The following is a 26,403-nucleotide window of genomic DNA, read 5'->3' as shown; positions in this document are numbered from 1 at the left end:
TGCTTGGTAACAATAGCGTTTTGGACCCACCTGACCCCATGCCGAACTCAGTAGTGAAACGAAACAGCGCCGATGATAGTGTAGCATTTGCTATGTGAAAGTAGGACATTGCCAGGCTCCAAATTTAGTCGAAGGACTTAAAACTTAATAATTAAAATAAGAAAATTGAAAAGAATTTTCTTGGTAACAATAGCGTTTTGGACCCACCTGACCCCATGCCGAACTCAGTAGTGAAACGAAACAGCGCCGATGATAGTGTAGCATTTGCTATGTGAAAGTAGGACATTGCCAGGATCTAATTAAAGAAAGCCCGACTAGAAATAGTCGGGCTTTTTTACGTTTGCAGGAAAGTGATTTAGCAGTGAGATTATGCTGGCGGGCAAAGACAGCGCCAATCATTAAGATCATTTTATTGTTTTGAAAAACTCGCAAACTCACTATAAAACTTGCGTTCAGGCCTCTACCTATGCGATAAAACCATTATATTTATCATACAAATGGTGGAGCTTCATGGTACGTAAAAAAACAACTAAATCAAAAGGTTCATCAGGACTCAATCGTAAAAACAGTGAAAGCTTCATAGTTAAATTTAGTCGTCATGCTGATACTCAACTGTGTGCTTCTGGTTTGATGTATAAAGTAATAGATGAGATCTCTGGTGAGCGAGTAACTGACACAGATACCGTGGTCATAAATCAGCGTATTATGCTTGCTGATGGCAGCGTAATAGCTGATAGTTATAAAGCTGGAATGCCTGAAGTATTTACCTTAGATGAGGCAATCGAAGGATTACGAGAAGGTATTTTATTGATGTCGGTTGGTTCTCGCTATGAATTTGTAATTCCTGCATAGCTGGCGTGGGGACGCAAGGGGAATGGTGGGAAAATAGGAGCTAATGCCGTTCTACATTTTGATGTGCGCTTAATCCGTTTAGGATGACCATTATGCTATTGTTAAAAGTACTTTTCTTTAATGTAAGAGGGTTTTATGCCGCCATTTTCTAGTCGCGTTTACTTATTACGCCATGGCGAATTGATTGAGCAAGGAGTCTTGGCCGGACAGACAGATTTTTTACTCAGTGAACTTGGCCGTGCGCAATTACATCAAGCGTGCAATGAGCTAACTAATATTGAGCTTGTACAAAGTTCGACTTTGAAACGTTGTAGCGAATTTGCCAGATCTTTTAGCCATGCCCAGCAAATACCACTTTTTCTGACTGATCAGCTCCGAGAGTTTAATTTTGGCGATTGGGATGGCTGTAAATATGATGATTTGTGGCAACAGACGGATTCTCCTGGTCTTGGCGATTTTTGGCAAAGCCCTTGGCAAGTAACCCCCCCTCATGGCGAAAGTATGAGAGATTTTTATCAGCGAATAGCAACGTGGTGGCAAACGTTACTAATTGATATTGCAAGTAATCACACTCAAGCACAATTAGTTTTAACGCATGCCGGAGTGATCAAGCAACTATTAGGTATTATTTGTCAGTTACCAAAAGAGTCGAATCAGCAAAACATATTTTCAATCGGTTATGGGAAGCTTATTTGTATTGATATTTACATAGATGATAGCGATAAAGCATGGCCCAGAATTGTGTTTTAAAAGACTATTTTTAGCCGTCTAGAAAGATATTAATTGAAATATTTACTCACCCGCCCATAATAGAGCCTTATGTATTTTGGAATGGGGTGTAACTCCTCAACTGTTCCCGCAACTGTAAGTCGCAAGCGCGATAAGTCAGATACAAAATACGTTAATTTATTACCTATTGAGCGGGCTAACTCTTCTATTATCACCATGATCATAATGGTTTGTAGTGTATTGGGTTTAGCTATTGCTAGAGAGATAACACATTGCAAATACCAGCAGTAATTGATCCCCCTTTACTTGAAGTAGCTAATTTATCGTGGTCGGTGGCAAATACCGCCATTTTGCACGATATTAATTTTGCAATAAAACCAGGCCAATTTATTGGTTTGTTAGGGCCTAATGGCGCAGGTAAATCAAGTTTATTGCGTTGTTTATACCGTTACACTAAACCAGTGTGCGGTGAGGTTATATTTGCAGGGAAAAATATTTGGCAGCTAAGTGCGGATGAATATGCCAAGCAGGTTGCTGTGGTGCTGCAAGAAACACCTTCGCAATTTAACCTATCGCTTTATGATGTAGTGAGTCTTGGCCTTACGCCGCATAAAAGCTTATTTAGTTCGACAACTAAAAATGATCAACAAATTATTTTTCAGGCGATTGAGCAAGTTGGCTTGAGCCATCATTTACAGCAATCGTTTGATTCTCTTTCAGGTGGCGAGAAGCAACGCGCATTGATAGCACGTTCAATTGTACAAAGCCCTCAATTATTAATTATGGACGAGCCTACCAGCCACTTAGATATTAAATATCAAATTCAATTAATGGAGTTGGCTAAATCGCTAAATGTAACGGTATTAGCGTCGTTCCATGATCTTAATCTTGCAGCAAGTATGTGTGATGAACTACTGGTGATAAAGCAAGGTAAGTTAGTTGCAACGGGTAGCCCAGAATACGTCATCACGGAAGAAATGCTTAGCGAAGTATTTGGTGTCTGTGCCGAAGTCTCGGCGCATCCACAGAGTAAACAATTAAATAAGGTCATTCCGCGTATTACCTATTTTTACGGTTATCAAGGTGGTGGCGTTGATGCAAAAAAATAATTATTTTGCAGTCAGCGTGGCGTTATTCTTTGCCTTGTCGAGCATTTTTATAGCACTTAGCTTTGGTGCTGCGGCCAGTAAATTTATTGATGTATACCACAGTATTATAGGTCAGGGAGATGACTCCTTTATAGCGCGGATCATATGGCAACTGCGAATGCCACGAACATTGTTGGCGTTTTTAGCTGGCTCTGGTCTAGCTATTGCTGGTTTAATTTTACAAACCGTAACCCGTAACCCGTTAGCCGATCCTTACTTATTTGGTATTTCATCGGGAGCCTCATTTGGTGTGGTATGTTTTATGACACTAACAGGAGTCAGCGCGGGAATAACAATGTCGGCCGCGGCATTTGTTGGTAGTTTATTGACTATGTTATTACTGGTTTTTATTGCCGGACGAGCAGGTCGCGGACAAGTTGAAAGCATGCTCTTGGCTGGGGTCGCTTTATCCTTTTTATTCAGTGCCTTTACCAGCTTACTTTTGTATTTTAGTGATCCACAGGCGATCACGGCTATTTTATTTTGGACGCTAGGCAGCTTTGCTCGCGCACAATGGTCAACGTTATGGTTACCCGCTTTAGTTATTATTAGTTGCACAGTGCTGATGATGGGTTTTCGTCGGCAACTAAATGCAATGTTACTAGGTGATGAAAGTGCTGCAACTTTAGGAATACCGGTACAGCGGTTTCGGTTATTAATGTTGGTATTGAGCTCATTGATCACTGCAGTGTTAGTGGCGATGTGTGGTGGTATTGGTTTTGTTGGTTTGATGATCCCGCATATAGTACGGTTTTTTGTGTCGCAAGGCACTATTACTGGTTTGATCATGACGGCTTTAGTTGGCGGTATATTTATGGTGTGGGTTGATGTGCTATCGCGTGTTTTACTTGCAAATCAAGAATTGCCAATCGGTGTTATTACTTCTGCAATAGGCAGTATTTTCTTTTTATCGTTACTTTATTTTCGCAAGCGAGAGAGTTAGTCAGATGTTTAATATACCCACAGTAACTAATCAATTTGGTCACCTCATCATTGATAAGATTAACCAAAAAACTAAACCGCTTGGTGCACTTGGACAGTTAGAACAATGTGCAATACAACTGGTTACTTTGTTTAGCCAAAAAGTGGCAAGCGAAGATGCTTTTAAAACCTTTGCACCTGCAATCAATAAGCCTACTTTGCTGGTATTTGCAGGAGATCATGGTGTTGCTGCACAAGGGGTATCGATAGCGCCCAGTGATGTCACCTCACAAATGGTAGCTAATTTTGTCAGCGGTGGTGCCGCTATTAATGTCTTTTGCCAACAGTTAGGTTGGCAATTAGAAGTGATTGATTGTGGTATTTTGCATCCAGTCACAGCGCCAAGTGTCCATAATTGCCGTCTAGGAAGTATAACAAAGCCATTTAATACAGACATGGCAATGAATACCGCGCAGGTACAGCAAGGCTTTAATAATGCTAAACAGCTGGTGCAGCAGCTCAGTCATAGTGGTTGTAATACAATTGCCTTTGGCGAAATGGGCATAGGTAATACCACCAGTGCAGCAGCGATTATGGCAGCTATGCTGAATTTACCTGCACAGCAGTGTGTTGGCAAAGGCACGGGTGTTAGTGATGATATTGTTACGCGTAAAATAACAGTTGTAGAGCAAGCGCTGGTATTGCATCAGTTACATTTAGCAGATCCTATTTCACTACTTGCAGCGTTAGGTGGCTTTGAAATTGTGCATATTACGGGAGCTATGTTGGCTGCGGCTGAGCAAGGCATGGCTGTAGTAGTTGATGGCTTTATTTGTAGTGCTGCGGCAATGGCCGCAATTAATATTAACCCAGCAGTGAAAGATTATTTAATTTTTGCACATTGCTCAAATGAGCAAGGCCATCGACTGATGTTAAACGCACTCGATGTTAAGCCACTGCTGCAACTTGATTTACGCTTGGGTGAAGGCACTGGCGCTGCGTTAAGTTTACCATTATTGCAAGCCGCACTTGGTTTTTATAATCAGATGGCTAGTTTTGCTGATGCTGGTGTTAAGCAGGTTGTCAGTTAATGCCTAACCCAGAGGCAAATAAAGTAACGCAATGGCAGTTACTGTTATTAGCAATTAGCTTTTTAACCCGGCTACCGGTGCAGTTGCGCTTTAATGTAACCGGTGCTCATTTAAATCAAGCAAGTCGCTATTTTGCTTTAGTGGGTTTACTGCTTGGTGGATTATTAGCACTCAGCTACGGCGTTTTTCAATTACTGTTACCAGCATCAATAAGTGTATTACTAATGATGGCGGTCGGGTTGTTATTAACAGGCGCATTTCATGAAGATGGCTGGGCCGATGTATGGGATGGTTTTGGCGGTGGTTGGCAGGTGTCGCAAAAGCTTGCCATTATGAAAGACAGTCGTCTTGGTACTTATGGTGCAGCGGCATTATTGATTATGCTGCTGGTTAAATTTCAAAGCCTACTCTTTCTTAGTGAGTCATTGATTACTGTATTGAGTGCAATTGTTATCGGGCAATGTGTAAGCCGAGTAGTGGCAACCAGTTTAATTATGGGGATGGAGTATGTAAGTGAGGATGCGACTTCAAAAGTAAAGCCGCTTGCTATGCACCTATCGGTCACTAGTTTAGTTACGTTACTTGTAACCGCCGCTACTTTACTGGTTAGCTTGATTGCTGTTGGTGTATTGTTATGGCAAACCGTATTCATTCTTGTAGCAGTATTACTGATCCTAAGAGTCATTTTGATCCGCTGGTTTAAACAGCAGTTAGGTGGTTACACTGGCGATTGTTTAGGTGCGGCGCAGCAGCTAAGTGAAATTGCCATTTACTTAACTTTCGTGAGTATATTATGAACGCTAACCACACATTTATTTTAGGCGGCGCACGCAGTGGAAAAAGCCGCTTTGCTGAACAGCTTGCACAGCAAAGCAATAAAAGCGTTATTTACCTCGCAACGGCGCAAGCCCACGATACTGAAATGCAAGATCGTATAGTCCATCATCAACAACAGCGCCCTATAGATTGGCCGTTAGTTGAGGAGCCAATTGCATTGGCTGAAGCGTTACAAACACACAGCAGCAAAGATAACTGTATTTTAGTTGATTGCTTAACCTTATGGTTAAGTAACTGTTTATGTCACGCCACAAGTGATTGTTGGGATGAACAGAAATCAGCACTACTAAATACCCTTGAAAATTTACCGGGGCAAGTGATTTTTGTCAGTAACGAAGTTGGCCACGGCATTGTGCCTCTGGGCGAGCTAAGCCGCCGGTTTGTAGATGAATCAGGCTGGTTACATCAAGCCATTGCCGCAAAAGCTGCGCGAGTTGAATTTATAATGGCAGGTCTTGCCTTAACACTGAAAGGGCAGTCATGATGAAAACATTAATGGTACAAGGTACGACTTCTGATGCAGGGAAAAGTACTTTAGTTGCAGCATTGTGCCGGGTATTTGTTGAACGCGGGATCAAAGTTGCTCCATTCAAACCGCAAAATATGGCCTTAAACAGCGCTGTAACAGAAGATGGCGGCGAAATAGGTCGTGCGCAAGCACTTCAAGCGATTGCAGCTAAAGTGGCGCCACGGGGTGATTTTAACCCCATTTTACTCAAGCCCAATAGTGATACTGGCGCTCAAGTGATAATTCACGGTAAAGCCATTAGTAATATGGAAGCAGGTGCTTATCATGATTATAAAAAAGTCGCGATGGATGCGGTACTGGCTTCGCAACAGCGTTTAAGCGAAGAGTTTGAGCTACTGGTAGTTGAAGGGGCGGGCAGCCCGGCTGAAATTAATCTACGTGCGGGTGATATTGCTAATATGGGTTACGCCGAAGCGGTTGATTGCCCCGTGATCATTATTGCAGATATAGATAAAGGCGGTGTGTTTGCGCATTTGGTCGGTACTCTTGCGCTATTAAGCGAGTCAGAACAAGCACGAGTAAAAGGCTTTGTGATCAACCGTTTTCGTGGCGATATAGGCTTATTGCAAGGTGGCCTTGATTGGCTTGAAGAGTACACCGGTAAACCAGTTTTAGGGGTGTTGCCGTATTTACATGATCTCGCCCTCGATGCTGAAGACGCGGTAGCGATAGATAATCAAGTAAGCCAAGCAAAAATAAAAATCGCAGTATTGCTACTTCCTCATATTAGTAACCACACTGATTTTGATGCGCTGCGTTTAAACCCGCAAATTGACATTAATTACATTCGCCATACTCAAGCAATTCCACACGTTGATCTGATCATCATTCCTGGCAGTAAAAATGTTATTAATGATTTAGCCTTTTTAAACAATGAAGGCTGGGGCGAGCAGATTCAGCGTCACTTGCGTTATGGCGGTAAGTTATTAGGTATTTGCGGAGGTTTGCAAATGCTCGGCACAGATATTTATGACCCTGAGGGTGTGGAATCAAGTAAAACACACTGTAAAGCTTTAGGGCTTGCTGATTTTGCCACTCACTTAGGGCAGCATAAAGTACTAACTCAAGCTGCTGGTGTGATCCATCTTGGCGGTCAACAAGCAAAAGTCGCAGGCTATGAAATACACGCTGGTTGTAGCGCAGGCCCAGCATTTAAAAAGCCTTTTTTACAATTTACTCAGCATCCACAGCATGTTGTGCAAGATGGTTTTATATCAGATGATGATTGTATTGCAGGTACTTACTTACATGGCTTATTTGATAGCAGTGCAGCTACGCAACTAATACTGGATTGGGTATTGCCAAATAGTGGTATTACCCAATTAATAGATATAGACACACATCGCGAGCAGCAATTAACGCGCTTAGCCACGATGTGTAAAGAACATTTAGATTTAGACAAAATAACGCAAATTTACCAAAACTGGGAAGGAGTTAATCATGAGCGACACACATAACGACAAGCACCAACAACGCCAACAAAAAGTAAAAGATAAAGTTGATGAGCGTATAGCCGCAGCACAAACTGAGAAAGGCGTTTTTCAGGTGATCACCGGTAACGGTAAAGGTAAATCAACCTCAGGGTTTGGCACGGTAACACGTTGTGTAGGCCATGGCATGAAAGCTGCTGTGTGCCAGTTTATTAAAGGTACTTGGCCGTGTGGTGAGCGTAATGTATTGCAAGGCGCAGGGGTTGAATTTGCCATTATGAACACAGGTTTTACCTGGGAGACGCAAAATAAAGAATCAGATACCGCAGCGGCGCAAGCGACTTGGCAAGAAGCAAAACGTATGTTGGCTGACGAATCAATTAATTTAGTATTACTTGATGAAATTACTTATATGATCACCTACGGCTACATTGATTTAGACGAAGCACTCGAAGTGATCGCTAATCGTCCGCCAATGCAATCTTTAATTATTACTGGCCGTGGTGCGCATCGCAAGTTAACTGACTTAGCTGATACTGTTAGTGAAGTGCGCAATGTTAAGCATGCATTTGATGCTGGTGTTAAAGCGCAAATAGGATTTGATTATTAATGGCTACGCTTAGGCTTGTACTCGTTTTATCGCTGGCTCTGTGCTGCTTTAAGCTCGTGGCTGATCCTAACAAGCAGCAATTAAGAATTATCGCCTTGGCCCCGCATATTGTTGAAAACCTGTATACCATCGGCGCTGGTGAGCAAATCGTGGGAACCGTGGAATATGCTGATTTCCCTGCTGCGGCCAATGATATCCCACGTATCGGTGGTCACCAAGGTATTCAAATAGAAAAGCTACTGGCCCTCAAACCTGATTTAGTTTTAGCATGGAAAACGGGTAGCAAAGCTGAGGATTTAGCACGTATTAAAAGTTTTGGTATTGATATAATTTACAGTGACGCCAGTGAAGTAGATAAAGTACCCAATGAACTGCGCCGTTTAGGTGAGCTTACTGGACGTGAGCAATCAGCCGAGCAAGCCGCACTTGAATTTGAGCAAAAAATTGCTGTAATCAAAGCCAAGCAGCAAGGTAAAAGTAAGGTCGCGGTATTTTACCAGCTATGGGCAGAACCGATGATGACGGTGGGTAAAAATACCTGGATCAATCAGTTAATCGAAATTTGCCAAGGTCGTAATGTATTTGCTAGCAGCCGAACTGATTACCCTCTGATAAGTATTGAAAATGTGATCGTGGCAAAACCAGAGATCATTATATTGCCTAATGAAAAGTCACAAGCGCAGCAAACGGTGATTGATTGGACACAATGGCCCGAAGTACCCGCGGTAAAGCACCATCAGTTTATTAGCGTCAATGCTGATTTACTACACCGTTTTACCACGCGTATGTTGGATGGTCTTGCTGATATGTGTACTAAAATAGATGATTCACGCGTTGCAATTAAGGAGGCACAATGAGTGATTGGCAAGACTTTTTAAAAACCGAATGTGCAAAAACTTATATGCAGCAGACGTTGGATACAGTTGCTCAAAAGCGCAGCGAAGGTATTGCTGTATATCCGCCAGAGCAGTATGTATTTAGTGCATTTGATGCAACACCGTTAAGTAATATAAAAGTGGTTATTTTAGGACAAGATCCTTACCACGGCGAAGGACAAGCACATGGTTTGTGTTTTTCGGTATTACCAGAGGTTGTTAAACTTCCCCCCTCATTAAAAAATATCTATAAAGAGCTGGCTACAGATATCGATGGTTTTCGCGTGCCTATGCACGGTTATTTACAACGCTGGGCAGAGCAAGGGGTGTTTTTACTTAATACCGTACTGACTGTTGAGCAAGGCCAAGCCCATTCCCATAAACACTTCGGTTGGGAGCAGTTTACCGATAAGGTTATTGCCCATATTAATCAACACTGTGAAGGTGTGGTATTTATTTTATGGGGTGCTCACGCACAAAAGAAAGGTAAAGGCATTGATAGTACGCGTCACCATATTTTAAATGGCCCGCACCCATCGCCGTTGTCTGCGCATCGTGGCTTCTTTGGTTGCCAGCATTTTTCCGCAACCAATCAGTTATTAACACAGCAAGGGCAAACAGCGATCGATTGGCAAGTTTAGGAATTGTAGGTGCTAGGTTATCCTGCGCAGAATATACGTTAACTGATATAAACAAAGGCCCTTACTTTATCGGTAAGGGCCTTTTAGTTGGTTAGTAGCTATTGCGAAATTAAAAATCTAATTCATCAATCGCAATATTGTCTGTAAAAAAGTCTAGTTCCTGTAGTTCTTTACGTAAACGTTGCTTGTCTTTTAAAGCTTCGATTTCGCGCCATTTTCTCTTTTTATTTTTCTGAGAGGTCTTTCTTGTTGTATCAGGACCTTCTAATATCTCTAAAATATCGTCTAGGCTATCCATGAACTTCTCCTATTGAATTTTTTGAACCTCGAAAATACCTATACCACAGGCCACACTAAAATAGAATAAAAAAGTGACATTTATGTTACAGGTAAGTGATAAATTAATGAATAGAGATTATTTTCAGGCATAAAAAAACGCCGCAAATGCGACGTTTAATTTAAACGATAAAAGCGATTACATTGCTTTAAAACGCGCTTCTAGTTGCTCTTGTGCATCAGCAAAAGAACGAATACCTTCAGCTAGTTTTTCTGTCGCCATGGCATCTTGATTATGTAACCAACGGAACTGAGCTTCAGTTAGTGGTGCAGGTTTAGGCTCTTTAGTAATATCACTTTCAAGTAAATACTCCTGTGCACCTTCAAGGTTGCCTAGCTCTTCTAAAAGGTTAGGACTGATGGTTAGTTTATCGCAACCAGTTAGTGCGATGATTTCACCGGTGTTACGGAAACTTGCGCCCATAACAACCGTTTTATAATCATGACGCTTATAAAATTCAAAAATACTGCGTACTGATTGCACGCCTGGATCTTGTAATGGATCAGTTGGTTTTTCTAAGCCGTTAGCAACGTGCCAATCTAAAATACGGCCAACAAATGGTGAAATCAAAAATACGTTAGCATCTGCACAAGCACGGGCTTGAGCATCACTAAATAGCAGCGTTAAGTTACACTTAGTACCTTCTTTTTCAAGTTGCTCTGCGGCTTTAATACCTTCCCACGTTGAGGCAACTTTGATTAAGATTTTATCTTTGCTCACACCTTCTTTTTCATAAAGGCTTAGTAATGTGTGTGCTTTAGCGATTGTTGCTTGAGTATCAAATGATAAACGTGCATCAACTTCGGTTGAAATATAACCCGGCACAATGTCACTGATCTCTTTACCTAGTAATACAGCAAAGTAGTCACAGGCTAGTTCTAATTGTTTAGCAGCGTCTTGCTCGGTTTCTTTAGCATAACTCCACGCTTTATCTAAATACGGCTTATAGGCTTCAATTTCACTGGCTTTTAATAGCAATGAAGGGTTAGTTGTTGCATCTTCCGGTTGGTGTTTTTTAATCGCTTCAATATCACCAGTGTCGGCCACGATAGATGAATGTTGTTTGAGCCTTTGTAGAGCTGAAGTCATTTGCTTTCCTCATTCCAAGCAAGTTAAAAGAAAATCTACTGTAACTACCTTATACTGCAGCACTGTGACAGCGCTTAATAGGTCTTATGTCCGTATCAGTGAAGAACGAAGGTGCATAGCATAATTTGCTGTGCGAATAAGGTAGGTATCATACCAATCAATTCTAACTAATTGATATAAACAAAACGTGCTTTTCGTTTCATTTAATGTTGAAATTGACATTAAATAATTTCCAAGTCAATAGCTAACTATGATCACTGTTATTTCACCTGCAAAAAATTTAGATTTCGAGAGCCAAGCAAGCACTGATAAATTCACGCAACCTGAGTTACTTGAGCACAGCGAAGAGTTGATGACGGTGTGCCGCGAATTAACGCCGGCACAAATTGGCAGTTTAATGAAAATTAGCGATAAGCTTGCAGGCCTTAATGCTGCGCGCTTTAGTGAATGGTCGCAACCGTTTACTACCGACAACGCTAAACAAGCCGTGATGGCTTTTAATGGCGATGTATATGGTGGTTTAGATGCAAACAGCTTAACTGCCGGGCAACTTGATTACGCGCAAAGTCACCTACGTATTTTGTCAGGCCTTTACGGGTTATTAAAACCACTTGATTTAATGCAAGCGTATCGCTTAGAAATGGGCACTAAGCTTGATAACAGCCGTGGTAAAAACCTCTATGAATTTTGGGGCAGTATTATTGCTGATAAACTAAATAGCGTACTCGCTGAGCAAGATAGCCAATATCTAGTAAATCTAGCATCAAACGAGTATTTTAAAGCGGTTGATAAAAAAGCCTTAAACGCGCAAATCATTACTCCACACTTTAAAGACTGTAAAAACGGCCAATATAAAATTATCAGCTTTTATGCTAAAAAAGCTCGCGGCTTGATGGCTCGCTACATTATTGAGAATAAAGTTACCCAGTTAAGCGATTTAAAAAAGTTTACTGTTGATGGTTACTACTACAGTAGCGAAGCGACCCAAAAAGAGCTGGAGCCAGTATTTCTAAGAGATGAACAAAACTAGTTATTAATCTGTTTAAAAGCCATGCAATGCATGGCTTTTTAGTTTTGGCGCTTATTTTGCAATAACCTGACACTATTTATAAAATAATCAAGGTTAAGCAATGCTAAAAATACCTTCTATCAGCGATGCCGAAAAACTTATTGAAGAAAAACTCGGTGGCTGGTTTGATGTCGTAATAAGTCATATACCTAATTTTATAGTGGCGGTGATCATCGCCATTGTTTTCTCAATTCTCGCGCGTTTTTTAGGTTCGATGATGCGCAATGTTTTACGCCGCTCGTTAGACTCCCAACAAATTGCAGACTTAATGGCATCGATATTCAAGATGATAGTACTGTGTGTTGGGTTATTTGTTGCCCTCGATTTTATAGGGCTAAAAGGCACTGTAACGTCATTACTGGCTGGTGCTGGGATTGTTGGTCTAGCAATTGGTTTTGCCTTTCAAGATATGACAGAGAACTTAATCGCTGGTATTGCTATGGGTATTCGCAAACCCTTTAAAACAGGCGATGTTATAAAAACCGATGATGTGTTTGGCAATGTGCGCTCAATAAATTTGCGCAACACGCTTATCGAAAACTTTTATGGGCAATTGATTTTAGTGCCTAACAAAATACTTTTTCGTAATGTATTACGTAATTACAGTACCTTAGGTGTACGCCGCATTGAAGTGCCGGTGGGCATTTCATATGGTGATGACCCAGAGCTGGCTGGCGAGGTGATAGTTAAAAAAATCAATGAATTTGATTTTGTAATTAAACAAGACGAAACCGCTGTTTATGCCGAAGGGTTTGGCGACAGTAGTGTCAACTTACTGGTGTGGTTTTGGATAAAATATCCCGGCGAGGCAGACTTTATGAGCGTACGCCATAAAGCAATTGTGGCAGTTAAACAAGCGCTAAGTGACGCTGATATTAGTATTCCATTCCCAATTCGTACCCTTGATTTTGGTATTAAAGGCGGTGAAAAACTCGATGCGATGATCACTGAAAAGCGCCAGCACTCAGAACAATAAATGGTTCTATCAACAGGTAATATTTACCTGTTGATAGTGCTAATTTACACAAATTTACAGCTGGTAATACAGTTGTTGATTTGCGCATATTTACCAGTATTAAGTTTTCTACTGATAGACAGCAACAATAAGAGTAAGATAAGTGCATGTTTATTTATCCCTGTATAAGGAAATTACAATGAAAAAACTCCTATCAATATGTGCGTTTTCACTATTAATATTAACCAACCTCAGTTATGCAGAAGAGCAAGCAACCCAGTTGAAAGAATGTTCTCAGTAATGGACATGGATAAGCAGATGACCGGTGGTTTTGAAGCTATGTTGCCGGTTATTGAGCAAATGGCGGCACAGTTAAAATTGGATGCAGCGGCGAAAGAAGAGCTGAAAAATATTTACCGAGATTGGTTTAAGTATGATTTTGATCAGCAAGCAATTTTAGCTGAATTGGTTGAAGTCTACTCAGAGAATTTCACTGACAAAGAAATCAATGAGTTAACCGCCTTTTATGAAACACCCACAGGGCAAAAGTTTCTAGCTAAATCACCAGAATTGATGCAAATAGGTGCGCAGTTAGGTATGCAAGAAGGGCAGTTAAAACAAGGCCTACTGCTTGAAAGACTGCAACCATTTATGGCGAAGCATCAAAACAAGTAAAAGGCAGTGGTCATAGTTTAGTTATCGCTAGCCGATTATCTACTTTACTTATTAGACACGAGCTAAAACTAAGGCTAGTGTCTAATAAGTAAAGTCGAAGGTAAAATTAATGAATAACATTAAAGTGAGCAATGAAGAACCAAGTAGCCCATGTATTCGGCATTGTTGTTTGGATAAAAACGATACCTGTATCGGTTGCTTTAGAACCCTTGATGAAATTCTCGCGTGGCACAGTGCAAGTCCTGCACAAAAGCTGCAGGTTCTTAATGAATGCCAAAATCGCAAAAACGCGCAACATAAATAATCACTTTGTAGAGCAAACTGCAGTCTGAAAAAGCTAACCCCAAATTTCAAGATTAGTATAAAAACCGTATACTAGTTTTTACTGCTCTGTACTGCCCGTTAATAAACACTCCAACACACACAAAGAATAAGTTAGCGATATACTCGTGCCACTGCATTTGGCTAAGCATTCATAATCGATGGTGTTTTTGAATTTTTGATTGCATACGTATTCAATTTTCATTTTGTGAGAACCTCTCTATTGTTAATTCTTTGTAAATGTAGAATGCCTATTACTTGACAATACAACGGAACACACAATGAAAATTAAAAAAATAGTAACCACTATTGGGCTAAGCATTGCCCTAAGTGCTACGTCGATTGCAAATGCAACACCAACAACATTCGTCCATCTATTTGAATGGAACTGGCAAGATGTAGCCCTCGAATGTGAACAATACCTAGGACCTAAAGGCTATGCAGCGGTACAGGTATCGCCGCCTAATGAACATATACAAGGCAGCCAATGGTGGACGCGTTATCAACCTGTCAGTTACCTATTGCAAAGCCGAGGCGGTAACCGCGAGCAGTTTATTGATATGGTTAATCGCTGTAATGCCGCTGGCGTTGATATTTATGTAGATACTTTAATCAATCATATGGCTGCAGGCAGTGGTACAGGTACCGCTGGTAATACCTATGGTAATAAACAATACCCAATTTATAGCCCACAAGACTTTCACACCAGTTGCGCCATTAATGGCTCTGACTACGGCAACGATCGTTACCGAGTACAAAACTGTGAGTTAGTTGGACTAGCAGATTTAGATACCGCTGCAACGTATGTCCAAAACACATTAGCGGCTTACATTAATGAATTACAAGCCATTGGTGTTAAGGGGTTTCGGTTTGATGCCTCTAAACATGTTGCAGCCAGTGATATTCAAAGTTTAATGGCGAAAGTGAATGGCTCGCCAGTGGTCTTTCAAGAAGTAATTGATCAAGGTGGCGAGGCTGTTGGTGCCTCTGAGTATTTAGCGTCAGGTTTAGTTACGGAGTTTAAATACAGCACTGAACTTGGCAATACCTTTAGAAATGGCTCGCTCGCATGGTTAAGTAATTTTGGTGAAGGGTGGGGGTTTATGCCAAGTGCATCAGCTGTAGTATTTGTAGATAATCATGATAATCAACGCGGTCATGGTGGTGCCGGTAATGTAATTACCTTTGAAGATGGCCGCTTGTACGACTTAGCAAACGTATTTATGTTGGCTTACCCGTATGGTTATCCAAAAGTAATGTCTAGTTACGACTATCATGGTGACACAGATGCTGGTGGTCCAAGCGTACCTGTGCATAACAACGGTAATTTAGAATGCTTTGCGAGTAATTGGCAATGTGAGCATCGTTGGGCATACATTGCAGGTGGCGTAGATTTTAGAAATAATACGGCTGATAACTGGGCAACAACCAATTGGTGGGATAATACTAACAATCAAATAGCATTTGGTAGAGGAAGTTCAGGGCATGTTGCCATTAATAAAGAAGGCTCAACACTCAATACCACCGTGCAAACAGATATGGCTCCAGGGCAATACTGTAACGTGCTCAAAGGAGCGCTGACTAATGATGCAACAAGTTGTACTGGTGAAGTTATTACTGTTAATGCAAATGGCACTATAAACTTAAATGTAGCCGCGTGGGATGCAATGGCTATTCATAAAAATGCCAAGTTAAACACTAACTCAACCCCTGATCCTCAGAGTGATTGGCAGCGAACTGTGATATTTATTAACGCACAAACGCAAACTGGCCAAGATATGTTTATTCGCGGCGGGATTGACCATGTTTATGCAAACACAAACCTTGGGCGTAACTGCCAAACAAGCAACTTTGAATGTGCTATGCCAATTCGCCATAATAATTTGCAAAGTGCCACTACCAGTCCTTGGAAAGCAAACGATAATTACCTAGATTGGTATGGTATTGAAACGGGCCAAAGTAGTGAGGCGCAAGGGACCGCAACCGATTGGACAACTAATATTTGGCCAGCAACTTGGGGAGCAGAAAAAACCGTTGCTAATGATGGCTTTGGTGTTACACCACTGAATATTTGGGGTGAACATTATTGGCTGCTTGATGTTGATATGGATTGCAGCAAAGCGGTTAATGGATGGTTTGAGGTAAAAGCGTTTATTAAAAATGGTCAGGGCTGGGAGGGCAATATCGCGCAAGCAAACCCCCCTTATGCTAGTACTAATCATGTTGCTCAATGCGGCAAAATTAATAAATTTGAGTTTAATAATTCAACGGTAGAAATACGCAATTTCTAATTTTATTACAGATAAATCCCAGCTAAACCATAAGTATGCGTTTAGCTGGGATTTGTAAGTCGCTATTATTGCCAAAATGAATTTTGAGCTTTATGGTCATTAGTAACTTTGCGTATCTGCAAATTAGATAAACAGTTATCTAATTACGATTTACTATTAATGCTTGATTAAGTGATTGAATGTAAATAAAGTTAGTTCTTTTTTGATGTTTGAATAGAAAGAGTAATTCTAAATACTCGTTAGCTTTTAAATAATGTATAAGTGCTATAAGTTGAGTGGTTTAATATAACTTACTTAGGCATTATTAAATTGTATACAATGAGTTAGTTAACTATGTCATTTGGGCTAGACAATCACTCCTCTGCGTAGATTTGTTCGCTGTTGCGCGCGGCAATATATTTTAAAGGGAATTAAGGTATCTGGATGAAAGAAATCATGGTTTATGGAACAGTTATCCTTTGTTTCTTTTGTTATGGTCTTTGGCCTTTTATCGCATCAGCTTTACTGGTGTTTATTTCTGATGACCCAACTTTAGGTATTATCAGTTTAGTTATTTGGTCAATTGCTGTTACGATCCAAATAATTGCTATGTGGCAAATATTTAAAAGAAATTCAAAAGGATTACATTTGTTTTTCTCTGTAGTTTTTCTTTACGTATTTTTATATGCGGGTGATTCACTTATCGTTTCATTAGAAAGTAACGCTGTTTTTTCATTTTCAAATATTATAAATAAAGCTATATATCCATTGTTCGCTGCATGGGCTTTGTATTTTAGCGATGCCAAAGATTTCTTTATTAAACCAACTGAGAGTTAGTAATGAGTAAGTGTAATAATTGTAGTGCCAGTATTTCTTTTATGGCAGTTTTAAACACCATGAATCCCTTGAAAGTAAAGTGCTCAAATTGTAAGGAGCCAGTGCGAATTGATAAGGTTAGTGGCGGTATTGCAGCCCTAATTATTTCATCTATTGCAGTGACTATACTGGCGATGTTTTACGGTTCACCAAACTATTGGTTAAAAATAGTTCTGCCTGTAGTGGTAGTTGCCGAGATCGGATATTTTGGCCTCATTAAGTTTGGTATCGTTAAAATTAAAGCAGTTGAGTAAATCATAAAAATTCATCTGTAGATTAGTGTTTCTCACATTTGTGTTAAACGCATAAAATTGCCAATTAAACTCAGCAGTGAGTTTAATTGCACTAGCGATAACACAACAAAGCAGTTCTATTTCTATTAAATACCTTATTGTGCATTGCGGTGTGTTGGTGATGTTTTTATATGTTGAGCAAGCACAGTAATGCTTATCTTGTCTTTAAATAGTAGAGCCTTGCAAATCAATTTTTAATCTTCTATCTAGCTACTTTAACCTGCATTTTATTTTCAATAATTGCCACACCTTGGGTATTTTCTAAAAACTTTTGTGCCAGTGCGCGTTCAAAGCCGGTTTCGGTTATACCGTACAGGGCTACTTTGTTGCCATTAACGTGCACTTGTAGTTGCGAGAGGTGTAGGTTTGGATTGCTGCGCAGTTTATGAGTTATAGTCTGTTGTAATGTCGGTTGAGGAGAAACGCTGCTGATCATAATTGTGCTGGTGGCCGCACTGACTTGTATTGTGCAGGCGAGTGAAAATATACAGCATACTAATGACATAGTTAATTTGAAGCGATTCATGATTCCTCCCATAACGTCTATTATATTTATTTAGTGACTAGTAACCCTAGTGTTACAATATTCATTCCAAGATTAAGTCATTGAAATATATTGATAATTTAAAATTGTTGTAAACTATTTAGGAGTTTTTTACATTCAACTGAGTAAAAAATACGGTAATTTTTAATTACTTTAGATTTATTTGTTCCTTTTTTTTGTTTTTTTAGAACAATATGATATAAAATTAACTGTAACATTTATTTTACAAAAATCATTGAACTCAAGTAAATCAAAGGCATGTGGTTTAGTTACTGTATAGCCATCTAATTAAAAATATTTTCTTTAATTACAATAGATTAATTGCTCTACTTTCTATGGGTAAACAACTGTACTCGGTTTATTGACAGCGTTGTCTTTAGGTGTTTTTATTAAATTGATGTGAATTATTTGTTAATTCAGTTCTCTTTAAACTAACATCCAAGGATTTTTAAATGAAAGCGTCGAAAACCCCAACATTCAAAATAACGGCATTAGCGAGTGCTATTTTGTTATCAACAGCTGGTTCTGCAATCGCTGAGCAAGTAGAGTCAGAGCGTTTTATTGTGCATTTATCTGAGCAAACGACTGCTCTACATACTGCGTTTGCTCAAAGTAAAGCGCAGATTAATAATATTAAAGTAAGCTTGATGAGCGATGTTGCTACTCAAGCTAATGTTGAAGTACTACAAAGCTTGCCTGATATTAACGCAATGGCGGTGGTTTTAACGGCGGATCAAAAAGCTCGTTTATTACAAAGTAGCGATGTAGCCAGTATAGAAGTGGATCCAAAGCGTTATTTAATGGCCGAAAGCACCCCATATGGTATTACTATGGTTCAAGCTCAACAACTTTCAGATAACCTAACTGGCAGTCAAAAAGTATGTATTATGGATACTGGCTACACACTAAATCATCCTGACTTACCAAATACAGGCGTCACTGGCAGTGATGGTTATGGCGCTAATGATACAGGTAATTGGTATAACGATGGTAACGGCCATGGTACACATGTTGCGGGTACTATTGCAGCGTTAGGTGGAAATGGTCAGGGTGTTGTTGGGGTTAATTCTTCGGGCCAATTGGGTTTACACATTGTTAAGGTATTTAACGACCAAGGAAGATGGGCATATGGTTCTGACCTTGTTGCAGCTATCAGTCAATGTCAAGCCGCTGGGGCAACAGTGACCAGTATGAGTTTGGGGGGGCCTCAATCATCTAATGCTGAGCGCCAAGCTTTTGCTAATAGCTATTCGCAAGGTATGTTGCATATTGCAGCTGCAGGTAATGATGCGAATAGCTCGTTAAGTTACCCTGCATCTTATGATGCGGTTATATCTGTGGCGGCAGTTGATAGAAATGGTAATAAGGCATCGTTCTCACAATATAATTCACAGGTTGAAATTGCAGCGCCAGGCGTTGGTACTAACTCAACATGGAATAATGGCGGGTATAAGAGTATAAGTGGTACTTCCATGGCAACACCGCATGTATCTGGTGTAGCTGCATTAGTCTGGAGTCACTTTCCAAACTGTAGTAATCAACAAATTCGTGATGCTTTAAATACCACTGCGCAAGATCGTGGCGCACAAGGGCGGGATACCTCATACGGTTTTGGTATTGTTAAAGCAAAAGATGCCTATGATTATTTAGCACAATCTGACTGCGGTGGTAGTGGCATGGATAATGCGCCAGTTGCAAGTTTTAGTGCAACCGTAAATGATAAACAGGTTACTTTCAATAATACCTCTACGGATGATAAAGGGATCAGCAGTTATAGTTGGAGTTTTGGCGATGGCAATTCATCGAATACTAAAAACCCTATTCATACTTATACTGCAGAAGGTAATTATACAGTCCTTTTAGAAGTAACTGACACCATAGGACAAACAAATCAGCGTAGTCAAACTGTGACTATCTCATCGAATCCTCCAGGCGGTTGTGATGGTTTAGCTAGTTGGGATGCAGCAAAGTCATACCGTGTTGGTGATTTGGTTGAGTTTAACCAAGTTAAATATAAAGCAACTTGGTGGTCAACGGGGGCAAGTCCAGCGATTTATTCTAATGTTTGGTCGCGTCAAGGTAATTGTCAAAATGACGGTGATGTTAATCAAGCACCTAAAGCGAACTTTGATTTTAGTGTCAATGGGTTGGCTGTCAGTTTCACTAATGCATCGACTGATGATGTGGCTGTTACAGCCTATAATTGGACTTTTGGTGATGGCAGTGTCGCTAATACCGTAACACCCAATCATACTTATCAAGCCGCAGGTTCCTATGATGTAGCACTTACGGTAAGTGACGCCCAAGGACTTAATCATACCTTAACTAAAACAGTAACTGTTACAGATGGCACACAAACTGGCTGTACAGACTTATCGAACTGGAGTGCAAGTGCTGTATACACGGCTGGCGAAGAGGTGGCCTATAATGGTAAGCGCTACAGTGCGAAATGGTGGACACGCGGTGCAAACCCTGCTGATAATTCCAGCGCATGGGCCGTTTGGAAAGACCTAGGAGTTTGTCAGTAGCTGCTGGTAATTAAACTAAAAAGCCGAGACTATGAATATGAAGTAACCCCATAAGTCTCGGCTTTTTATGTAGCGTCAAAGCAGATGAATTATTTCTTTTTCTTAGCTTTTGCTTTGGCCTTTTTACGGGCTTTGATTTTTACCGGATCTTTATGTTTTTTGATTGGCGCTTTAGCTTCTTTATGACGCGGCTCAAATCCTTTAACAACACGGCGTTTAAGGCGCAGCTCAATGTAGCGTTCAATTTTTGCTAATACTGCAATGTCATGAGCTTCTACTAACGAAATTGCAATGCCTTTCTTACCTGCGCGAGCAGTGCGGCCAATACGGTGAACATACACGTCTGCTGTGCGTGGCATATCAAAGTTGATCACATGACTAATATCAGCCACATCAATACCGCGGGCGGCAACATCAGTCGCAACTAATATTCTTGTACGGCCACTGTGGAAATTTTCCATTGCCTTCATGCGTTTGTCTTGTGGCATCTCGCCACGTAACCAGGCTGCGCGAACCCCAGCATTGGTCAGCTCGCCGACTAATGTTTCTAGGCGATCACGGGTTTTAACAAACACAATAGCTTTGCTTAAGTCTTCACTGTTTAGTATTTCAACCAACATCGCTAATTTATGGTTGTAATCATCAGCAATGTGTACCCATTGGTGGATTTTAGCTTTTTCTTTACGTGAAGATTCAGCTTCTAATAGGGCTGGATCTTTTAAAATTTGCTCTGCAAATCGTTCAACGCTATCGCCTTCAAGAGTGGCTGAGAATAAAAAGCACTGACGACGATTTTTTGCTTCTTCGCAAATACGCATCATTTCTTTACGAAAGCCCATATCTAACATGCGGTCTGCTTCGTCTAAAATAAGCATCTCGACGTTTTCGGCATGGAAGTTTTCGGTTTCTAAATATTCCATTAATCGCCCTGGTGTGGCGATTAATATATCGTTATTTTTTTCAAAAATTTCTTTATGCGTACCGTAGTTAATACCGCCAGTAACAACACCAATTTTAAGGTTAGTGCCTTTAGCAAGTAGTTCACACTGTTCATGAATTTGATAAGCTAACTCGCGCGTTGGAGTCATGATCAAAACACGGGCAAAACCAGGCTCGCGACGCGGGAAATCAAGTAAGTATTGAATCGCCGGGATCAAAAATGCCGCTGTTTTACCAGTACCGGTTGGTGCGGAGGCTAAAATATCACGGCCTTGCAGCGCTTCAGGGATCGCTTGTTGTTGAATGCTAGTTGGGGTTTCGTAACCCATTTTAGCAACGGCTTGTAGTATCTTGTTATCAATATCAAAATCAGAAAATTGCATAGAGTGTCAAAAATAGAGGACAATTGCTGGTAATTATACGCGCTATCCGCCAGTTGGTGAATGAAAAGGTGAAAAAATGTCAGGCTTTGTGTTTAAACAATTTAAAGTAGCGCAAACGCGCAGTGCGATGAAGGTCTCGACGGATGGAATTTTACTCGGTGCATGGGCTGACTTAACTACTTCACAGCGGTTACTTGATATTGGCACAGGTACTGGGTTGTTGGCATTAATGTGCAAGCAACGCAAACCAACTATGCAGGTTAATGCTGTTGAAATTGATGCCAATGCATGTGCTGATGCGCAGCAAAATTTTACAAATAGCCCATGGCCAGATATTACACTGATGCAAAAAGCTATTCAGCAAGTAACCACCACAACTGAGTTTGATGTTGTGATCAGTAACCCTCCGTATTTTAATGCCAGTTTAAAAGGGCAGGACTTAGCTCGTAATACCGCACGTCATACAGATAGCTTAAGTTTTAGTGAGTTAATCACTGCATTCAAACACCTTAGTCACCAAAATGCTTTTTTAAATGTGATTCTACCTTGCCCAGAAGCGCAGTTGTTTATTGCACAAGCGCAATTACAAGGTTTGTATTTAGTGCGCCATTGTTTAGTACAAACTACTGCCACTAAAGCGCCGAGCAGGAGCTTAATGTGCTTTGCTTATCAGATGCAAGAATGCGAGCTGACCAGCTTAACGATTCATGGCCAAGGGGCTCAATATAGCGATGAGTATATAGCTTTATGTAAAGACTTTTACTTGAAAATGTAATCATCATTGAATAAAAGGTACATTTATCGCACACTGATGAAAAACCTGAGTGATAGATATGGATAATCAACTACCTAAACCTTTTATTTTTGTACTTTCCTTAGTGCAAGGCATTATTCTTACTTTGTTATATCGCAGTGTTGAAAATCAGCTATGGCCTGCGACAGAGCCAGTTTGGTTGTTTTCTTTAGTTACTTTTACCCTTAGTTTTGTGCTACTGACTTTACTTGCTGTAGAGCAAGCTAATATTAAAAAACTGCTTAGTTACTTGTTACCATTTAGTCTGTTGTTATCACTCCTTGGTGCTTATATTGGTGCTCAGCAATACCCTATTGCGCTGGTTAATAACGATGCTTTAACGGCCATTTTTATATTCACAGCCTTAATTGCCAGCTTTAAAGCACTTATGTATATCCAACAACTGATTGGTAATGAAGCAATTAGTTATAGCCAATTAGTCAAGCTCTCATGGCGTAACTTTATTTTGTTTGCAGAGTGTTGGTTATTCGTTTTAATTTTCTGGGGAATTTTGCAGTTAGGAGCGGCGCTATTTAATGCGTTAGAGATTACATTTTTCTCTGAGCTACTCAAAAAAGACTGGTTTTGGATCCCAACTTTAACCTTAGCGTTCGGTTTTGCCACGGTGATCTTTAGAGGGGTTATGCATATAGAAGATAACATCTCATTTTTATTGCAAACCTTGATTAAGTTTTTACTGCCAGTACTTACGGTTATTTCTTTAGGCTTTTTAGCGACGCTACCGTTTACGGGGCTAGATAAATTATGGCAAACAGGCAGTGGTAGCTCGTTAGTTTTATGGTTACAGGTACTCACTTTATTTTTTGTGAATACGGTTTATCAATACGCTGCTGATCAGCGACCTTATAAAATTGTAATACACAGGTTAGTATTTTTTGGTATTGCTTTATTACCAATTTACAGTGTGATTGCCGCTTATGGCATTTGGCTTAGAGTTGAACAATACGGGATCACGGTGGGTCGCTGCTGGGCTATTTTAGTGTGTCTTTTACTTGCGTGTTTTTCATTCGGGTATTTAGTCGGGATCGTTAAAAAGCGCGATGCATGGCAACAAGTGCAAAGCAAAGTTAATATTGTGATGGGGGTAGTGATTTTAATATTCATGCTACTAGTGAACTCGCCAATTTTGAATTTTCAGCGTTTATCTACCGAGAGTCAAATCGCGCGCTTAAATGAAGGTGACGTGAGTATTGAAGAATTTGATTATTATTACTTCTCAAGTAATTTAGGACGCCAAGGCTATCTTGCAATGCAAAAGTTACAAGCGCAAATTCAGAGTACTCATCCAGAGCAAGCAATGATCATTGAGCGAATGTATGTCAACCCAGATAATCCAGAGTTTGAGGCTTTAGCCGAGCAAACATCAATAACAGAGTTTGTTACGCACTCGACGTTTTGGCCTAGGCAGCAGGTGTTTTCGGATGAGTTAATTCAGGCTGTATTCGAGAGCTTACATTTCAACCGCTGGACACCGCTTAAAAGTCATTCATTTTATTTTATCGCCATAGATTTAAACCAAGATGAACAACTCGATTATGTATTTATAGATGAATCGAATCACTCTACTGAAGCTAATCTGTGGTTGCATGATGGCACTCAATGGCAATCAAAATACATGACTATCGATAATCCCGAGCAAATTAAATTACTAAAAACACTGATTGATGCAGATAACATTGAGGTTGCACAACCCAAATATAATGATTTGAAAATTGGCGATGTGCTGTTTAAAGTCAGGAGTAATATTGATTACTAAACAGGGTTTAAGGTCAGAGTGTTCAAAATATTAGTTAGTAATTCAATATAAAGTTCAACGCAATAACGTTTAGCGTAATACATTGAATCACCAAACTAATAAATATTGTTAGGATAAGTAACAGCAGGAGCATACAGAAAATTATTCTGCTATAGCTCCTGGTATTTCTGTAATTACAGCCAGATACTGGCTTTAATTGGCATCAAATAACTCAAATATTCGGTTGTCACCAGGAGCCGTTTTTACCACTTGCAACAAGGCATTTGCCACGTTTTCACGGCTGACTTTTGCATCTTTACGTTCACTTGGCCGTTGCGTGGTGATTTGCAATGAAGCACTGTCGTTGGTAAGTGAACCTGGGCGTACAATGGTATAATTTAGGCCGCTATTGATTAGATGTTCGTCAGCCATATGTTTAGCAACTAAGTAAGGTTTTAAATCGCTTTCTGTTGCATCAGGATCATCTGCGCCAATCGAACTGACCATAATAAAGTTTTTTACATCATATTGCTTTGCATAATTTACGGCTTTAACCGCAGCCCATAAATCAATTAATAATGTTTTATCATCGTCGGTACTTCCGCCAGAACCGGCAACAAAAATCACCTGTTCGCAGCCTGCAAATGCTTGGCTAAAGTCACCCTCGAGATCTTGCTCGGTCACGCTGAGGTAGGGACTGCTTAAATCGCTTAACTTATTTTTATCACGTACGAGAGCAACAACCTGATGCTGATCATTAAGTAGTAACTGTGTCGTTATTTTACCAATCTGGCCACTTGCGCCTATGATTAATGTTTTGCTCATCATTAACTCCTTCAAAAAATAGCTAAATTGCTCACTGTGTTTATAGACCTTGGGGGAGATATTTATTTTTAAAGGGCTAGAACCACTTTATTACTTAAACCAGAGTATTTAGTTTTCATTTTTGTAAAGCTGACTTTCAGCTGATATCGACTAACCTTTATTTAATAAGGTCACACATTTGGAGCGTAAAATGACGGTTTCAGCAATACCAAAGGGGTATCATGCAATTACTCCTTACTTGATAATTAACGGTGCAGCAAAAGCAATCGAGTATTATGAGAAGGTATTTAATGCCCAGCTCATTATGCAAATGCCGCTGCCAGATGGCGGCATTGCTCACGCAGAAATTAAAATTGGTGATTCGCATATTATGCTTTCAGATATGTGCCCTGAAGCGCATTTTAAAAGCCCTGATGAGCTTGGTGGCACGCCTGTGAGCTTAATGCTTTACGTTGCAGATGTAGATGCCGTATTTGCTAATGCGGTTGCCTTAGGTGGTAAAGAAATACGCCCAGTTCACGACCAATTTTACGGTGATAGGGCCGGTACATTACAAGACCCATTTGGCCATGTATGGACAATAGGCACTCATAAAGAAGACCTCAGCGATGACGAGATTAGTCAACGCATGGTTGATCTGATCAGTAAAGAAGAAGACGCATAAATTACAGTGGCTGATATCTGATCTCATAGTTTTGAAAAATAGGTTTATATTTCATCTAACAGACAGCTATGAGCGAGAAGTAGCCATTGAAAAAGTTAAATTTATTCCTGTGTTTTGAGTAGAAATCTAATTTTGTCCAATAACATTATTAAACGCCGTTTTGGGGCAAAATAACATGCTTAATTTCTAGATGTTTTAATTACTTGTTTACAAAGGTAATTATTGGTGAAATTATCATGGTATGTAACATACGCCGTTTTGGTGTGTTATAAACCACCAAGATGGTGTTCAATAAGCTGTTAGTGTTCATGGAGGAAAAATGAAAGTCCAGATAAAATCTTTCTCATCGCACCAAACTAGTAAAGTTATTGCTTTAGCGTTCGCACTATTCACAATTCCTTTTTCCATAATGGGAGTCATTGG

General features: G+C 40.1%; 27 protein-coding genes, 2 rRNA genes and 1 riboswitch. Of the genes, 24 read left to right on the top strand and 5 right to left on the bottom strand.

The window, feature by feature from the left end; all coding sequences use genetic code 11:
- Positions 1-2 precede the first annotated feature (2 nt).
- The 13 genes from rrf (H5163_RS20020) (at position 3) to ung (ending at position 9,663) form a co-directional block, all read left to right on the top strand.
- Positions 3-117 (top strand): 5S ribosomal RNA (rrf, locus tag H5163_RS20020).
- 62 nt (positions 118-179) lie between these two features.
- Positions 180-294, top strand: a 5S ribosomal RNA gene (gene rrf, locus H5163_RS20015).
- Positions 295-510: 216 nt separating this feature from the next.
- Positions 511-852, top strand: a complete 342-nt coding sequence (locus H5163_RS20010) for an FKBP-type peptidyl-prolyl cis-trans isomerase (RefSeq protein ID WP_310736657.1) — start codon at positions 511-513, stop codon at positions 850-852.
- Positions 853-987: 135 nt separating this feature from the next.
- Positions 988-1,602 carry a histidine phosphatase family protein gene (locus H5163_RS20005; protein ID WP_182735818.1) on the top strand — a complete coding sequence of 205 codons (615 nt, stop codon included), beginning with the start codon at positions 988-990 and terminating at the stop codon, positions 1,600-1,602.
- A 40-nt stretch (positions 1,603-1,642) separates the two neighbouring features.
- Positions 1,643-1,768, top strand: a riboswitch (cobalamin riboswitch).
- Positions 1,769-1,853: 85 nt separating this feature from the next.
- Positions 1,854-2,690, top strand: coding sequence for an ABC transporter ATP-binding protein (locus tag H5163_RS20000; protein WP_220493145.1), 837 nt, complete (start codon positions 1,854-1,856; stop codon positions 2,688-2,690).
- Complete coding sequence (locus tag H5163_RS19995) at positions 2,677-3,672, top strand: iron ABC transporter permease (protein WP_182735817.1); 996 nt, start codon at positions 2,677-2,679, stop codon at positions 3,670-3,672. The genes H5163_RS20000 and H5163_RS19995 overlap by 14 nt, the downstream gene beginning before the upstream one ends.
- Before the next feature lie 4 nt (positions 3,673-3,676).
- Entirely contained in the window at positions 3,677-4,741 is a 1,065-nt protein-coding gene (gene cobT, locus H5163_RS19990; protein WP_182735816.1) for a nicotinate-nucleotide--dimethylbenzimidazole phosphoribosyltransferase, read from the top strand.
- Positions 4,741-5,538 carry an adenosylcobinamide-GDP ribazoletransferase gene (locus H5163_RS19985; RefSeq protein WP_182735815.1) on the top strand — a complete coding sequence of 266 codons (798 nt, stop codon included), beginning with the start codon at positions 4,741-4,743 and terminating at the stop codon, positions 5,536-5,538. Before cobT ends, H5163_RS19985 begins: the two co-directional genes overlap by 1 nt.
- Positions 5,535-6,062 carry a bifunctional adenosylcobinamide kinase/adenosylcobinamide-phosphate guanylyltransferase gene (gene cobU / locus H5163_RS19980; protein ID WP_182735814.1) on the top strand — a complete coding sequence of 176 codons (528 nt, stop codon included), beginning with the start codon at positions 5,535-5,537 and terminating at the stop codon, positions 6,060-6,062. Before H5163_RS19985 ends, cobU begins: the two co-directional genes overlap by 4 nt.
- Positions 6,062-7,564, top strand: a complete 1,503-nt coding sequence (locus H5163_RS19975; protein ID WP_182735819.1) for a cobyric acid synthase — start codon at positions 6,062-6,064, stop codon at positions 7,562-7,564. Before cobU ends, H5163_RS19975 begins: the two co-directional genes overlap by 1 nt.
- On the top strand, positions 7,548-8,147 hold the full coding sequence (gene cobO, locus H5163_RS19970) for a cob(I)yrinic acid a,c-diamide adenosyltransferase (RefSeq protein ID WP_145242905.1): 600 nt from the start codon (positions 7,548-7,550) through the stop codon (positions 8,145-8,147). Before H5163_RS19975 ends, cobO begins: the two co-directional genes overlap by 17 nt.
- Positions 8,147-9,004 carry a cobalamin-binding protein gene (locus H5163_RS19965; RefSeq protein WP_145242907.1) on the top strand — a complete coding sequence of 286 codons (858 nt, stop codon included), beginning with the start codon at positions 8,147-8,149 and terminating at the stop codon, positions 9,002-9,004. Before cobO ends, H5163_RS19965 begins: the two co-directional genes overlap by 1 nt.
- Positions 9,001-9,663: a uracil-DNA glycosylase gene (gene ung / locus H5163_RS19960; protein WP_182735813.1), complete on the top strand. Its 663-nt coding sequence runs from the start codon at positions 9,001-9,003 to the stop codon at positions 9,661-9,663. The genes H5163_RS19965 and ung overlap by 4 nt, the downstream gene beginning before the upstream one ends.
- A gap of 109 nt (positions 9,664-9,772) precedes the next feature.
- Here the strand turns inward: ung and H5163_RS19955 are convergent, their stop codons facing one another.
- Entirely contained in the window at positions 9,773-9,961 is a 189-nt protein-coding gene (locus H5163_RS19955; protein ID WP_145242910.1) for a DUF3545 family protein, read from the bottom strand.
- 177 nt (positions 9,962-10,138) lie between these two features.
- Complete coding sequence (tal, locus tag H5163_RS19950; protein WP_182735812.1) at positions 10,139-11,089, bottom strand: transaldolase; 951 nt, start codon at positions 11,087-11,089, stop codon at positions 10,139-10,141.
- A gap of 250 nt (positions 11,090-11,339) precedes the next feature.
- Here tal and yaaA point away from each other — a divergent pair, with 250 nt between their 5' ends.
- The 7 genes from yaaA (at position 11,340) to H5163_RS19915 (ending at position 17,509) form a co-directional block, all read left to right on the top strand.
- A complete protein-coding gene (gene yaaA, locus H5163_RS19945) occupies positions 11,340-12,119 on the top strand; it encodes a peroxide stress protein YaaA (RefSeq protein ID WP_149983400.1) in 780 nt (259 codons plus the stop codon).
- 100 nt (positions 12,120-12,219) lie between these two features.
- A complete protein-coding gene (locus H5163_RS19940; RefSeq protein WP_182735811.1) occupies positions 12,220-13,134 on the top strand; it encodes a mechanosensitive ion channel family protein in 915 nt (304 codons plus the stop codon).
- 285 nt (positions 13,135-13,419) lie between these two features.
- Complete coding sequence (locus H5163_RS19935) at positions 13,420-13,788, top strand: DUF2059 domain-containing protein (protein ID WP_220494610.1); 369 nt, start codon at positions 13,420-13,422, stop codon at positions 13,786-13,788.
- 109 nt (positions 13,789-13,897) lie between these two features.
- Positions 13,898-14,092 carry a DUF1289 domain-containing protein gene (locus tag H5163_RS19930; RefSeq protein WP_145242920.1) on the top strand — a complete coding sequence of 65 codons (195 nt, stop codon included), beginning with the start codon at positions 13,898-13,900 and terminating at the stop codon, positions 14,090-14,092.
- Between the two features lie 298 nt (positions 14,093-14,390).
- Positions 14,391-16,400: an alpha-amylase family protein gene (locus H5163_RS19925; RefSeq protein ID WP_182735810.1), complete on the top strand. Its 2,010-nt coding sequence runs from the start codon at positions 14,391-14,393 to the stop codon at positions 16,398-16,400.
- Between the two features lie 423 nt (positions 16,401-16,823).
- A complete protein-coding gene (locus H5163_RS19920) occupies positions 16,824-17,216 on the top strand; it encodes a hypothetical protein (RefSeq protein ID WP_182731847.1) in 393 nt (130 codons plus the stop codon).
- A 101-nt stretch (positions 17,217-17,317) separates the two neighbouring features.
- Positions 17,318-17,509 carry a hypothetical protein gene (locus H5163_RS19915; RefSeq protein ID WP_182735809.1) on the top strand — a complete coding sequence of 64 codons (192 nt, stop codon included), beginning with the start codon at positions 17,318-17,320 and terminating at the stop codon, positions 17,507-17,509.
- Positions 17,510-17,750: 241 nt separating this feature from the next.
- Here H5163_RS19915 and H5163_RS19910 read toward each other — a convergent pair whose 3' ends face one another.
- On the bottom strand, positions 17,751-18,074 hold the full coding sequence (locus H5163_RS19910; RefSeq protein WP_182735808.1) for a BON domain-containing protein: 324 nt from the start codon (positions 18,072-18,074) through the stop codon (positions 17,751-17,753).
- Between the two features lie 470 nt (positions 18,075-18,544).
- Here H5163_RS19910 and H5163_RS19905 point away from each other — a divergent pair, with 470 nt between their 5' ends.
- Positions 18,545-20,620, top strand: coding sequence for a S8 family serine peptidase (locus H5163_RS19905; RefSeq protein WP_182735807.1), 2,076 nt, complete (start codon positions 18,545-18,547; stop codon positions 20,618-20,620).
- 89 nt (positions 20,621-20,709) lie between these two features.
- On the opposite strand, the gene srmB is transcribed toward H5163_RS19905, so the two are convergent.
- Positions 20,710-21,942: an ATP-dependent RNA helicase SrmB gene (gene srmB, locus H5163_RS19900; protein WP_145237725.1), complete on the bottom strand. Its 1,233-nt coding sequence runs from the start codon at positions 21,940-21,942 to the stop codon at positions 20,710-20,712.
- 76 nt (positions 21,943-22,018) lie between these two features.
- On the opposite strand from srmB, the gene H5163_RS19895 reads away from it, so the two are divergent.
- Positions 22,019-22,717 (top strand): tRNA1(Val) (adenine(37)-N6)-methyltransferase, encoded by a 699-nt coding sequence (locus H5163_RS19895; RefSeq protein WP_145237721.1) that lies wholly within the window; start codon positions 22,019-22,021, stop codon positions 22,715-22,717.
- 58 nt (positions 22,718-22,775) lie between these two features.
- Entirely contained in the window at positions 22,776-24,512 is a 1,737-nt protein-coding gene (locus H5163_RS19890) for a DUF4153 domain-containing protein (RefSeq protein ID WP_182735806.1), read from the top strand.
- A gap of 192 nt (positions 24,513-24,704) precedes the next feature.
- Here the strand turns inward: H5163_RS19890 and H5163_RS19885 are convergent, their stop codons facing one another.
- Entirely contained in the window at positions 24,705-25,316 is a 612-nt protein-coding gene (locus tag H5163_RS19885; protein WP_182735805.1) for an SDR family oxidoreductase, read from the bottom strand.
- A gap of 190 nt (positions 25,317-25,506) precedes the next feature.
- On the opposite strand from H5163_RS19885, the gene H5163_RS19880 reads away from it, so the two are divergent.
- Entirely contained in the window at positions 25,507-25,980 is a 474-nt protein-coding gene (locus H5163_RS19880; protein WP_145237712.1) for a VOC family protein, read from the top strand.
- Positions 25,981-26,403 lie beyond the last annotated feature (423 nt).

This window comes from Pseudoalteromonas sp. SG44-8 (assembly GCF_014164125.1).
GTDB lineage: Bacteria > Pseudomonadota > Gammaproteobacteria > Enterobacterales > Alteromonadaceae > Pseudoalteromonas > Pseudoalteromonas rhizosphaerae.
The sequence above is the reverse complement of the archived record's forward strand: the minus strand, read 5'-3'. Positions and strand labels throughout refer to the sequence as shown.